We start from the raw sequence: 12,997 nt of genomic DNA, 5'->3' as shown, positions 1-12,997 counted from the left end.
CTTGAATGAACAGAAGAGGGTGGTCCCGGGATTAGTGCGTTGTGCGGCGCAATCGCCGGCACAGGCCCGCATGCGCCGTGCCCGGCACGCGGCCGCATCGGCGATCGGGGTCCGGCGCGAGGCGGCGAAGCGAGCCGATGCGTCTCTCAATGCGCCACCGCCGGAGCCGGCGCATTCATCTTACCCTGATCGCCTTGCTCCCGCTCGACGTGCGGTTTGGACCACGAGCCCGAGATTGCATAGGTGCGCGCCAACGTCGATTCGACGGTATGCAGGAGCGCGAAATCGGCGATCAGCGCGCCAAGGCCGAACAGCGGGTTGATGATCGCCGCGGCGATCACGCCGGCGCCCGCGCTCACCGTGGGCACGACGTGCACGCGCAGGTCCTCGGTCTTGTGGGCGAGGTCGATGGTGCCCGTCATCTGCGCGCGGCCGGGTGCGGTCACGATCTTGAAGTCGTCCGTGCGGGCGATGCCGTTCTGGATCTGGCCGGTGCCGGTGACGCTCGTGAAGGGCAGGCCGGTGCCGATCACGTCGCGGAAGTCCATTTCCGGAAAATGCGCGAGGCTTTGCAGGCTCAGCACGCCGAGCAGCGACGCCACGCCCGGATTGATCTTGAGGATCTCGCCGTGGTGCAGGTCGAGTGCGAGGCTGCCGTCGAGCGTCGGATAGTCGAGCATCGTCGGGCCGCCGCGCCACGCGAGCTTGCCACTGAGCGTGCCTTGCCCGCCCTTGAGCACATGGACCACGCCGGCGCGTTCGAGCAGCGCGCCCGCGTCCTTGATGTCGAGGTGGAAGTCGACCGCGGTGCGCCGCGGCGTCTCGCCCGCACCGCCTGCGGAGTCGGTGGGCGGCGCCTCGTCGCCGACGGCGCGCCAGTTCTCGGTCGCCGTGAGGTGCGCGGCCGGGTTGACGATGTCGAGCGTGTCGAGCTGCCAGACCGGCACGCCGTTGTCGACGTAGTTGTGGGCGTTCATCTGCAGGCGGCCAAGGTCGTGGCCGCGCACGATGAGCTGGTTCACGACGAGGTCGATCGACGGCATGTTCTGGGCGCGCTGCGACATGGCCTGGCCGAGCAGGTCGTTCTCGGTCGCGGCGGGCACGACGAGGCGCGCGAGCCGCGCCTCGAGCGTGCCGGGCGAGCCCGCCACCGGGCCCGGCTTCCACGAGACGTGGCCCGAGACCTGGTTCGATGCGACGTTGGCCTGCCACTCCTTGCCGGTGCGCGTGGCGCCCACGATCACGTTTTCCCAGTGACGCTTGAGCAGCGTGAGCATGCCGACGTGGACCGCGAAGCGCGAGGGCACGTAGGACGCGAATACCCCGCCGGGCACCGCCGGGTTGTTGGCGTCTGCCGTCGCCATCGCTTGCGATGCGGCTTGCGGCGCGCTGGCGGCCGCCTGCGTTTGCGAAGCGGCTTGCGTCGGAGGAGTGGCCGTTGCCAACGTTTGCGATGCGGGTAGCGCGGCGGCCGCTGGCGCTTGCGTGCCTTCTCCGGTTTCGGGCGTGGCGCTGGCGGTCGCCGCGCGGGCCGCCGCGTTTGCCGCTGCCTGCGTCGCCGCGTTGCTCGCCATGTTGGTCGCCGGGTTTGCCGCCGTATTCGCTGTCGTGCTTGCCGCCGCGGCAGCGCTCGCCGCCGCCGTGCCGCGCAGCTCCTGCGCGACGCGCCGCCATGCGTCGGCGTCGAAGGTGGGCACGTCGACCACGGCGACCACGCCCTCGGTGGGCAGATCGGCGGGCCGGTTCATGGCGATCACGCCGCGCATGACGTCCGGCACGTGGCCCGGATTGCGCCGCAGCACGTAGCGCGCCGCAAAAGGCCCGAGCGCGAGCTCGGCATGCTCGTACTTCGACGCGTCCGTGGGGGCGGCCACCGTGCCGGCATCGTTGCTGTCACCGGTGCCGGGTTGCAGCTCGAAGCGCAACGGCATCGAAGTTCCGGCGGTCTTGCCGAACGGCGCGGGCAGGTCGATGGCGAGATCGGTCAAATCCGAGTTCGCCTTCACGTCCGGCAGATGGCCGCGCATGCCCGCCACGGAGAGCGACCAGGGCGCCGAGCCCGAGAAGCGGCCGAGCACCGCCGCCGGCGTGCCGCGCAGGTTCAGGCTGCGCGCGGTGTCGGCGCCCACGGCCACGTTGCCCGCGAGGTTCACGGTAAAGCGGCCGTCCTCGCTCAAGCCGCCGTTCGCGCGCACGTCGCCGCCGAGAAAGTGCCCGGTGAGCCGCTCGACCTGCGCGCTGCGGTTCGTGAAGCGCACCTTGCCCGTGAGGCTGGAAAGCGGCGGCACGTTTTGCGCGCTGAGCGTGTCGTTCTCGAACCCGACGGCGCCCGCGACTTTCACCTTCGGCATCGGCTTGCGCGGGATCGTGAGCTTGAGCGCGAACGTGGCCGGCCCTTGCGCCCGCACCTTCGCGGTCGCGTGCTTCGACATCGCGCCGATCGAGCTGTTGTCCGCGTAGTCGAGCAGGTCCGCGAGCGGCCCGCTTCCGGCACCCTCGATCACGAGATCGGAGCCCTTGATGCCCAGCTCGTCGATGCGGCCGCTCACGTCGCGCAGCACGAAGTTGCGGTAGTGGCCGCGCGCCACGTCGAAACGCAGCTTGTTCTCGTGGAGCCGGAACACGCCGTCGATGCCGTCGAAGGCGGGCCAGACGTTCGGCGCCCCGTTGCGCAGTTTGCGCGGCGGATACGGTGACGGGTCGAAGCGCCCATGCTGGAACGGCGCGACGATGCGGAACTGGCCCGCCTGCGGGTCGCGCGAGTAGGGGAATAGCGCGAGATCGCCGTGAATCTCGAGCGTTGCGCCCTTCGAGAGGCCCGCCTGCAGTCCGTGGCCCAGATAGGTGCGGGTCTTTTCGGGGATGCTGGTGGGCAGGTAGCGCGGGATGGCCTTGACCTGCGCCGTATCGAACTTCGCGACGAGGTCGAGCGCGCCGCGCCCGTGTCCGGGGTTCGTGTAGTGCGCGGTCATGGTGGCGCGCGCGTCGGCGTTCTGCACGCCGAGCTTGCTCACGTCGACGGCGAATGCCTTGAGCTTGTTGCCGGGCTCGCGCTGCGCGGCGACCGTCCAGGTCATGGCGCCCCACAGGCGGTCGAACTTCAGGCGCGGATCGTCGAACACGCCGGGCAGCGTGAGGGCGGTCGCGACCGTGTCGAGGTGTAGCGAGCCGTGCGATTCGTCGGCATCGATGTGCCCCCAGAGGTTTTCGATGCCGGGCAGGCCCGCGCGCGGGTGGCCGCGCGGCGTGAGGCCGGGGCCCGGCTCCTGGGCCGCCACGCTGATGCCCTGCAGGTCGCCCTTGAAGCGATAGCGGATGATGGGCTCGGTGCCGGCGGTGCGCTGCTCGGCGGCCGCTTCGCCCGCCTCGGGCGTGGCGCGCTCCATGGCGAGCTCGTAATTCGCGATGAGCCCTTGCGGATTGAAGCGCACGAGCGCGGACTCCGCGCGCGCGGGCAGCGGCAGCGCGCGCATGAATTCGGCGAGGATGCCCAGGTCGACACGGTCGCCGTGAACCGCAAAGAGCTGGCCGTGCTGCAGCGACTGCTTGCGAAAGCGTCCATCGAGCGTCGTGAACGCGAGCGTGCGCGTCACCGGCGTGCCGTCGTCGAGCGGCGGTTGCCCGAGCTCGGCGTGGAAGTCGTTCATCTGCAGCGTGTAGTCGCCGGGCTCGATCCCCATGCGCCAGCTGAACTGCGCGACGGGCAGATCGAGGCGTGGCTGGGTCGCCTTCACGCGCAGGGCGATGTCGTTGCCGCTCAGCACGCCGTCGGCGGATTTGATCCGGCCCGCATCGAAGCTCGCCCAGATCGCGTTGTCGATGCGCCCTGCATAAGTGGTGAGCGGCAAGTCGATGTAGCGCGCGAGCGTGGGCAGGTCGACGGGGCCGGTCGAGATGTAGGCGTCGCCGCTCCAGCCAATCGGCTTGCCCGCCTGCGCGGCGCGCGCGTGCTTGAAGTGCGCGCGGAAGTCGAGCGGCCCGTGCAGCACGGTGCCCTCGGCGGGCGCCTGGAGCGCGATGCGGTGGTCGTAGCCGTCGTTGAGGATCGCGAGGCGGATGTCCGAGAGCTTGAGCTCGGGCACGCTGCGCGTGGCGTCGTTCCAGCGCAGCGTGCCGCCGCGCAGCACGATGGCCTGCTGGCGCATGAGCCAGGTCGTGAAGGTCGCGTTGCCTGTGTGCGCCGTGGGCACGGGCACGCCTGCGACGGTGAGCGTGCCGTCGTCTTCGCGCGCGATCAGCACGTCGGGGCGCTCGACCACGACGCTGGAGAGCAGCAGCTCGAAGGTGACGAGCGAGCGCCAGGACACCGCCGCCGTGGCGTGCGGCACGTTCAGCGCGATGTTGCCGTGGCGGTCGCGGATCGTCAGCCCGGTGACGCCGATGCCGGGCTGGAAACCCGACCAGTGCGGCGAGAGCTTGTCGATGCGGAACTCGGCGTGGATCTTGTCGGAGACGAGCTTTTCGATGCGCGGACGAAAATCGTCGACGTGGGGCAGCACGACATAGCGCAGCCCGAGCAGCAGCACCGAGACAATGAAATAGAGGACGAGCGCAATGGCGGCCAGCACGCGAAACGTGTGGCGCAGGACCGGATGATGGTGATGTGAGCCTGCGTCGCCGCTTTCCCGGCTGACATGTCCGGTTTGATGCGGGCCGGCGGGGTCGTTACGCTCGGACATGCTGCGGCGGGTGGGGTATGGTAGCGTTGCGTTCTGACGTCGAAATGTATCACAGGGGGCCGTGGGGCCGGCCATCCGGGGAAGCCGGGATGGCTTGCGGCGCGCTGGTGCACGGGGTTCTTCGCACGGCGGCGGGGGCGTTCGAAGCGGTTGATGCCGCTTCAGGTAAGGCTACGTCTACCCACTCACCCCCGCTCAACGAGCCGGGCAAGATCCTACATGACTAACGTTCCCCTTTTGAGTTCCAGCTATTCGCGGTATGCGGCGCGTGTCTACGGCGCTCGCCCGGGCCTCGCCGCCCAGGTCGAGGCGCTTGCCGCCGAGCCGCTCACGCGCGAGCGTATCGCCGCGCGGCTCGATACCTTGTGCGACGAGGCGCGTGGCGCAGCCTCCGCCAACCCCGGCCAGCCCGCCGCGCCGCTCACCGACGAGCAGTTGAAGAAGGCGCTGCACCAGCTGCGCGCCGAGGTGATCTGCGCGGTGATGGAGCGCGACCTCGCCCGCGTGGCTGATGTCGGCGAAGTCACCGGCGCCATGACCGATCTTGCCGAAGTGACGATCCAGCGCGCGCTCGCGGTCGTGAGCGCGGACCTCGAAACGGTCTTCGGCGAGCCGCGCGGGCCGAACGGCGAGCGCCTGACGCTCGGCGTGGTGGGCATGGGCAAGCTCGGCGGGCGCGAGCTCAACGTGTCATCGGACATCGACCTGATCTTCGTCTACGAGGACGATGGCGAGACCACGGGCGGCCAGCGCTCGCCCATCGCCACCCAGGACTTCTTCGCGCGCGTGGGCAAGCGCTTGATCGGCGCGCTTTCCGACGTGACGGCGGACGGCTTCGTGTTTCGCGTCGACATGCGGCTGCGCCCTAATGGCGACTCGGGCCCGCTCGTGTGCAGTCTCGGCATGCTCGAGGAGTACTTCTATGTGCAGGGCCGCGAATGGGAGCGCTACGCGTGGATCAAGGGGCGGCTCGTCTCGGAGGAGACGAGCGAGAGCGCGCTGCGCCTCGCCTCGCAGCTCGAAGGGCTCGTGAAGCCTTTCGTCTACCGGCGCTATCTGGACTTCGGCGTGATCAGCGCGATCCGCTCGCTGCACGTGCAGATCCGCCACGAGGCGCAGCGCCGCGCCAGCATGCGTCCCGACAAGGCCGACGACATCAAGCTCGGGCGCGGCGGCATCCGCGAGATCGAATTCAGCGCGCAGGTGTTCCAGCTGATCCGCGGCGGCCAGGACGCGGGGTTTCGCGTGCGGCCGACGCTCGCCGTGCTTGGCTACGCGGCGGCGCGCGGGCTGATCGCGTCCGAGGTCTGCGGCGAGCTCACGTGCGCCTACAACTTTCTGCGCGAGCTCGAGCATCGCCTGCAATACCGCGACGACGCGCAGACTCACGCGATGCCCGTCGACCCCGAAGAGCGCTTGGCGCTCGCGAAGTCGATGGGCTTTGACGACTATGCGGCGCTGATGGCCGTGCTCGAGACGCACCGCGAGAACGTCGAGCGCCAGTTCGACCAGATCTTCTCCGACAAGGTGAGCGGCGATGGCGGCTGCGCGGTGCCCGAGGACGGCGCGGCGGCCTGGGTCTGGAGCGACGCGCTGACCGAGGAGGGCGCCGACGGCGCCTTGCTCGAAAGCCTTGCGGAGCTCGGCATCGACGACCCGGCGCCGCTGCTCGCGCGGCTGCGCGGGCTGTGGCAGTCCTCGCGCTATACGGGCCTGCCCGAGAAGAGCCGCGAGCGCTTCGACAGCGTCGCGCAGCGCGCGCTCGAAGCGGCGCGCACACTCGAGCCGAGCGAACGGCGCGGCGACACGCTCGCGCGTATGTTCGACCTGCTCGAAGCGGTGATCCGGCGCGGCGCCTATCTCGCGCTGCTCACCGAATATCCGGATGCGCTCAACCGCGTGCTCAAGGTGCTCGGCGCGTCGCGCTGGGCGGCGGGCTATCTGATCCGCCATCCGCAACTGCTCGACGAGCTGCTCGACGACGAGGCCGTCGCCACGCCGTTCGACTGGCCGGAGTTCTCACGCCTGTTGCGCGTGCGGCTCGCGGCGGCGGCCGACGTCGAGCAGCAAATGGACCTGCTGCGCCACGCCCACCAGGCCGAGGTATTCCGCATCCTGCTGAACGATCTCGCGGGCCGGCTTTCGGTCGAGCACGTGAGCGACCGGCTCTCCGAGCTCGCGGACGCGGTGCTCGACGTGACCATCGAGACCGTATGGAAACAGTTCGCCAGGCGCCACCGCGAGGTGCCGCGCTTCGCGGCCATCGCTTACGGCAAGCTCGGCGGCAAGGAACTCGGCTATGCGTCGGACCTCGACCTGATCTTCCTCTACGACGATGAGGACGAGCGGGCTTCCGAGATCTACGCGACGTTCGCGCGCCGCCTCATCACGTGGCTCACGACGTCCACGGGCGCGGGCACGCTCTTCGACGTCGACCTGCGCCTGCGGCCCAACGGCGAATCGGGGCTGCTCGTCACCGATCTCGGCTCGTTCAGGCGCTATCAGCTGCGCGAGGGCGATGCCGCGAACACGGCATGGGTCTGGGAGCATCAGGCGCTCACGCGCGCGCGCTTTTCGGCGGGCGACGCCGCCATCGGCCAGGCATTCGAGGCGATTCGCGTGCAGGTGCTCACGACGCCGCGCGATGCGGCGCCGCTCGCCAAAGAGATCGTCGAGATGCGCCAGCGCGTGGAAGACGGCCACCCGAACCGCACCGAGCTTTTCGATCTGAAGCACGACCGCGGCGGCATGGTCGACATCGAATTCCTCGTGCAGTACTGGGTGCTGCTGCATGCGGCGCAGGACCCCGAGCTGATCCGCAACACGGGCAATATCGCGCTGTTGCGCGAGGTGTCGCGCTTCGGGCTGATGAGCGAGGAGGAGGCCGACACGATCGGCTCGGCGTACCGGCTCTATCGCAAGCTCCAGCACCAGTTGCGCCTCGACGGCATGGAGACGGCGCGCGTCGATCCCGCGCGGGTCGAGCGCGAGCGCGAGGCTGTGCTCGCGCTGTGGAAGCGGGTGTTTGGGGAGCGTGGGAAGGTGTAGTGCGCGTGCGAGGAGTTCTGGCGGCGAATGAATTGCCTCAAGCCGCCAGCATCTCCTTCGCGTGCCGGCGCGTGGTGGCGGTAATCTCCAGACCGCCGAGCATGCGCGCGACTTCTTCCACGCGGCCCGGCCTGTCGAGCGGCGTGACGACCGAAACCGTGCCGCCGTTGCCGTCGCCGGACTTCGAGACCTGGAAGTGATGATCGCCGCGCGCGGCAACCTGCGGCAGGTGCGTGACGCACAGCACCTGGCGCTCGCGGCCGAGCTGATGCAGCAGGCGCCCAACCACTTCGGCCACGCCGCCGCCGATGCCGGTATCCACTTCGTCGAAGATCAGCGTGGGCGTGGGGCTCGCGGCGCTCGCGATCACAGCGAGCGCGAGGCTGATGCGCGCGAGTTCGCCGCCCGACGCGATCTTCGCGAGCGGTCGCAGCGGCACGCCCGCGTGGCCGGCCACACGAAATTCGATTTGCTCGAGACCATGCGCGCCGCCGATCGGCTCGCCGTTCGCGCTGCTGCCGAGCGGCACCAGCGCGACCTCGAAGCTGCCGCCCGCCATCGACAGCTCCTGCATCCCTTGCGTGACTGCTGCGCCCAGCACCTTGGCGGCTTTGCCGCGCGCCTTCGAAAGCTGGCGGGCCTCGGCAAGATACGCTTCGTGCGCCTTGTCGGCGGCGGCGCGCAGCACGTCGAGGTCGGAGGCGGCGTCGAGCGCGGCGAGCTGGGCGCGGCGTGCCGCGTGTTCTTCGGGCAGCGATTCTGCGTGCAGGCGGAACTTGCGCGCCGCCGAGTGCAGCGCGTCGAGCCGGTGTTCGACCTGCGCGAGCCGTTGAGGATCGAGGTCGAGCCGCTGCGCGTAGTGCGAGAGCGAGTACGCCGCTTCCTGCAACTGGATCGCGGCGGGCTCGAGCGCGGCGAGCGCATCGCCGAGCGCGGGATCGACTTCGGCGAGATCGCGCAGCTTCGAGAGAATCGAGTTCAGATGCGAGATCATCGCCTCGTCGGATTCCGAGAGTGCCGCGAGCGCACCCTGCACGCCTTCGATCAGATTCGCCGAATTCGAGAGCCGCACGTGCTCGGCATTCACTTCTTCCCACTCGCCCGGTTGCGGCGCGAGCTTGTCGAGCTCGGCGAGCTGCCAGGCGAGGCGCTCGCGCTCGAGCTGCAGCTCGCGATCGCGTGACATCGCGGTTTGCACGGCGAGGCGCGCGTCGCGGGCGGTGCGCCACGTGCGCGTGACGGCCGCGGCCATCTCGGTCAGGCCCGCATGCGTGTCGAACAGCTCGCGTTGCGCGTCGGGGCGCATGAGCAGCTGATGGGCGTGCTGGCCGTGAATGTCGACGAGGCGCTCGCCCACTTCGCGCAACTGCGCGAGCGTGGCCGGCGTGCCGTTGATGAACGCGCGCGAGCGCCCGCCGCTATCGACCACGCGGCGCAGCATCACGGTGTCTTCGCCGTCGGCCGTGGTGAGCGCCTGCGCCTCGAGCCAAAGGGCGACGTGCGGCGGGGCGTCGAACTCGGCGGTGATGTCGGCACGGGTCTCGCCCGTGCGCACCACGCCGGCATCGGCGCGCGCGCCGAGCGTGAGGGCGAGGGCATCGATCAGGATCGACTTGCCCGCGCCGGTCTCGCCGGAGAAGACGGAAAAGCCGTGGTCGAATTCAAGGTCGAGCGCGGCGACGATCACGAAGTCGCGGATCGAAAGATGGCGGAGCATGGCGGCCTCAGTCTTCCGGGTCGTCTTGTAGCGAGGGATGTTCGTTCCAGTGCAGCTTCTGGCGCAGGGTCCGGAAATAGCTGTAGCCGACCGGGTGCAGGAAAGGCACGGTATGGCGCGAGCGGCGGACCTCGATCACGTCGTTCAGCTCGAGGGCCGTGAACGACTGCATGTCGAAATTCACGTTCACATCGCGGCCCGCGACGACCTGAATGCTGACCTTGCAGTCGTCGGGCAGGACGATCGGGCGATTCGAGAGCGCGTGCGGCGCGATCGGCACGAGCACGATGCCCTGCAGCTGCGGATGCAGGAGCGGCCCCTGCGACGAGAGCGAGTAGGCGGTCGAGCCCGTGGGCGTGGCGACGATCAGGCCGTCCGAGCGCTGGTTGTACATGAAGCGGCCGTCCACGTGCACGCGCAGCTCCGCCATGCCCGAGAAGCCGCTGCGGTTCACCACGACGTCGTTGAAAGCGAGCGCGTGGTAGATGGGGTCGCCGTCGCGCGTGATGCGCGACTCGAGCAGCGAGCGTTCCTCGCGCTCGAAGCTGCCCGCGAGCAGTTGCGGCACGACCTCCTGCATGTCGGCGAACGGGATGTCGGTGATGAAGCCCAGACGCCCGTGGTTGATGCCGATGAGCGGTGTGCGGTAGGGCGCGAGCTGGCGCCCGATGCCGAGCATCGTGCCGTCGCCGCCCAGCACCACGGCCACGTCCGCGCGCGCGCCGATTTCGGCGATCTGCAGCGCCGGATAGCCGGCGGCGCCGATCTCCTGGGCGGTCTGCGCTTCGAACACCACGTCGAAGCCGCGCTGCGAAATATTCTGCGCGAGCGCCATCAGCGGCTCGCCGATGCCTGGCGTGTTGCTGCGCCCGACGAGCGCAACCGTCTTGAACTGGCTCTGGATCTTCTGGATCTGCATGCCGGCATTACACCATAGTCGGGTCTCGAAAAGAACCTGGCGTCCCTTGCCCACGGGGCGCGGGCCAGCGCTGCGCCCCTTTTTTGCAGGCGGCCATGACACGATGATGACGCACCGATGACAACAGCGCGAATCCGGTGGCATTTCCGGGGCGCCCGGGCCGCCCCGTCAAGCGCTGCCTGCCCACGCTCGCCGGCCGCCACGGCGCTCGCGGGCGGACTCGCCGCCGACCCGGCATTAGGCTAAAATTTTCAGTCATGCTAGATCCCCGCGCACAAACCCTCCTCAAAACGCTGATCGAGCGCTATATCGCCGAAGGTCAGCCGGTCGGCTCGCGCACGCTGTCGCGCTTTTCCGGCCTGGAACTGAGCCCGGCGACGATCCGCAACGTGATGTCCGACCTCGAGGAGCTGGGGCTCGTGTCCAGCCCGCACACCTCGGCGGGGCGTGTGCCCACGCCGCGCGGCTACCGCCTGTTCGTCGACACCATGCTCACGGTCGAATCCGCCGCCGACGAGGACGCGGTCACACGCGCGGTCAAGACTACGCTGCGCCCCGGCGAGCCGCAGAAGGTGGTGGCGGCAGCAGCCGGTGTGCTCTCGAACCTCTCGCAGTTCGCGGGCGTGGTGCTCACCCCGCGGCGCAGTCACGTGTTCAAGCAGGTCGAATTCATGCGCCTTTCGGACAAGCGCATCCTGCTCATCATCGTGACGCCCGAAGGCGACGTGCAGAACCGCATCATGGCGACGCAGCGCGACTTCACGCCTTCCGAGCTCATCGAGGCCTCCAATTACATCAACGCGCACTTCGCCGGCCTCTCGTTCGACGAGGTGCGCCGCCGCCTGCGCGAAGAAATCGACGCGCTGCGCGGCGACATGACGACGCTCATGCACGCCGCCGTGACCGCGAGCACCGACGAGACCGACACGGGCGAGACGGTGCTCATTTCCGGCGAGCGCAACCTGCTCGAAGTGGCGGACCTGTCGTCGGACATGGCGCGCCTGCGCAAGCTCTTCGACGTGTTCGACCAGAAAACGAGCCTGCTGCAGCTGCTCGACGTGTCGAGCCATGCCCAGGGCGTGCAGATCTTCATTGGCGGCGAGTCGAACCTCGTGCCGATCGAGGAAATGAGCGTGGTGACCGCGCCCTACGAAGTGAACGGCAAGATCGTCGGTACGCTTGGCGTGATCGGCCCGACGCGCATGGCCTACAACCGCGTGATTCCGATCGTGGACATCACCGCGCGCCTGCTCTCCCTCACGCTCAGCCAGAACTGAGCGCGCTTGCTTCGCGTTTTCCTTCCTGTGCAGCCGATCATCGCCTGAAGCGGCGCGGCGCGCCATTGGCCGAATGGCTAGCGCTGCAGGCGCAACGCGTGACGCCGCGTATCGCGCGACGCCGAGGCGGGCGCCGCAAGGAGGCCCCCCGGAGGTCGCTTCGCGGGCGCCTCGGCCTTCGAAATGCGCCCGCTATAATGCGCACTTGTGCAACCCTTGCCGCGCGTTCGAGTGCGGCGCCACTGATCGCCTATGCGTTTCGACCTGGAGCGGCCCCTGCAGTCCGCCGTCGCGCATCGTGTCGCGGTGCTGCTCATCAATCTGGGCACGCCCGACGCGCCCACGCCGCGTGCCGTGCGCCGCTATCTGGCGCAGTTCCTCTCCGACCCGCGCGTGGTCGAGATTCCCGCGCCCATCTGGCAGGTCATCCTGCACGGGCTGATCCTGCCGTTTCGCAGCCGCTCATCGGCGAAGAAGTACGCGGCGGTCTGGACGCCCGAAGGCTCCCCGCTGCGCGTGCACACGCAAAAGCAGGCCGACGGCCTGCGCCATCTGCTGCATCTGAACGACTACACGGTGCTCGTGGACTATGCGATGCGCTACGGCACGCCCGACATCCCGGCGATGCTCAACCAGCTCAAGCTCGCGGGCGCCGAGCGCATCCTGCTCGTGCCGATGTACCCGCAATACTCGGCGTCGACCACGGCCACGGCCTTCGACGCCGCATTTGTTGCGCTGCGGCGCATGCGCAATCAGCCGGAAATCCGCACGGTGCGTGCGTATCACGACCATCCGGCCTATATCGGCGCGCTCACGACCCAGGTGCAGCAGTACTGGCAGGCGCACGGCCGCCCCGACTTCGCGGCGGGCGACCGCCTCGTGCTGAGCTTTCACGGCGTGCCGAGCCGCACGCTCGACCTGGGCGACCCGTACCACGATCAATGCCAGCAGACGGCGGCGATGCTCATGCACGCGCTGGAGCTCACGCCGGTGGAATGCCGCGTCACGTTTCAGTCCCGCTTCGGGCGGGCCCAGTGGTTGCAGCCCTATACCGCGCCGACGCTCAAGGAGCTGGGGCAGGGCGGCGTGCGCCGCGCCGATGTGTTCTGCCCCGGCTTTACGGCGGACTGCCTCGAAACCATCGAGGAAATCGGCATGGAGGTGCGTGACGAGTTTCTGCATGGTGGCGGCAAGGAGTTCCACCGCATCCCGTGCCTGAACGCGTCGCCCGCGTGGATTGCGGCGCTGGGCGAAATCGTTGCGCAGAACCTGCAGGGCTGGCCGGTCCAGGCCGTGGCCCCGGCAGGCGCAGTGGCCTGAGCGCAGGTGCGCTGCATGGGGCCCGAGTAAGCCACTA

General features: G+C 69.1%; 6 protein-coding genes. 3 read left to right on the top strand and 3 right to left on the bottom strand.

What is annotated here, in order from left to right:
- Nucleotides 1–146: 146 nt before the first annotated feature.
- The gene (locus tag BO1_RS01910) at nucleotides 147–4,679 is read right to left on the bottom strand and encodes a YhdP family phospholipid transporter (protein WP_028216098.1); all 4,533 of its coding nucleotides are present in this window, start codon (nucleotides 4,677–4,679) and stop codon (nucleotides 147–149) included.
- Nucleotides 4,680–4,898: 219 nt separating this feature from the next.
- Between BO1_RS01910 and glnE the strand changes: the two genes are divergently transcribed.
- Entirely contained in the window at nucleotides 4,899–7,727 is a 2,829-nt protein-coding gene (gene glnE / locus BO1_RS01905) for a bifunctional [glutamate--ammonia ligase]-adenylyl-L-tyrosine phosphorylase/[glutamate--ammonia-ligase] adenylyltransferase (protein WP_028216097.1), read from the top strand.
- Between the two features lie 37 nt (nucleotides 7,728–7,764).
- On the opposite strand, the gene recN is transcribed toward glnE, so the two are convergent.
- Both recN and BO1_RS01895 read right to left on the bottom strand, forming a co-directional pair.
- Complete coding sequence (gene recN / locus BO1_RS01900; RefSeq protein ID WP_028216096.1) at nucleotides 7,765–9,444, bottom strand: DNA repair protein RecN; 1,680 nt, start codon at nucleotides 9,442–9,444, stop codon at nucleotides 7,765–7,767.
- A 7-nt stretch (nucleotides 9,445–9,451) separates the two neighbouring features.
- Nucleotides 9,452–10,363: an NAD kinase gene (locus BO1_RS01895; RefSeq protein WP_028216095.1), complete on the bottom strand. Its 912-nt coding sequence runs from the start codon at nucleotides 10,361–10,363 to the stop codon at nucleotides 9,452–9,454.
- 257 nt (nucleotides 10,364–10,620) lie between these two features.
- Here BO1_RS01895 and hrcA point away from each other — a divergent pair, with 257 nt between their 5' ends.
- Together hrcA and hemH are read left to right on the top strand one after the other, a co-directional pair.
- The gene (gene hrcA, locus BO1_RS01890; protein ID WP_028216094.1) at nucleotides 10,621–11,640 is read left to right on the top strand and encodes a heat-inducible transcriptional repressor HrcA; all 1,020 of its coding nucleotides are present in this window, start codon (nucleotides 10,621–10,623) and stop codon (nucleotides 11,638–11,640) included.
- A gap of 252 nt (nucleotides 11,641–11,892) precedes the next feature.
- Nucleotides 11,893–12,960 carry a ferrochelatase gene (hemH, locus tag BO1_RS01885; protein ID WP_028216093.1) on the top strand — a complete coding sequence of 356 codons (1,068 nt, stop codon included), beginning with the start codon at nucleotides 11,893–11,895 and terminating at the stop codon, nucleotides 12,958–12,960.
- The last annotated feature ends 37 nt before the right edge of the window (nucleotides 12,961–12,997 follow it).

Origin of the sequence: Paraburkholderia oxyphila NBRC 105797, assembly GCF_000685075.1 — a bacterium.
Lineage (GTDB): Bacteria > Pseudomonadota > Gammaproteobacteria > Burkholderiales > Burkholderiaceae > Paraburkholderia > Paraburkholderia oxyphila.
This window is presented reverse-complemented; position numbering and strand designations above follow the sequence as displayed.

Coding starts and splice junctions, on each gene's coding strand:
- BO1_RS01910 (WP_028216098.1), bottom strand. CDS start 4,679: ATGTCCGAGCGTAACGACCCCGCCGGCCCGCATCAAACCGGACATGTC.
- glnE (WP_028216097.1), top strand. CDS start 4,899: ATGACTAACGTTCCCCTTTTGAGTTCCAGCTATTCGCGGTATGCGGCG.
- recN (WP_028216096.1), bottom strand. CDS start 9,444: ATGCTCCGCCATCTTTCGATCCGCGACTTCGTGATCGTCGCCGCGCTC.
- BO1_RS01895 (WP_028216095.1), bottom strand. CDS start 10,363: ATGCAGATCCAGAAGATCCAGAGCCAGTTCAAGACGGTTGCGCTCGTC.
- hrcA (WP_028216094.1), top strand. CDS start 10,621: ATGCTAGATCCCCGCGCACAAACCCTCCTCAAAACGCTGATCGAGCGC.
- hemH (WP_028216093.1), top strand. CDS start 11,893: ATGCGTTTCGACCTGGAGCGGCCCCTGCAGTCCGCCGTCGCGCATCGT.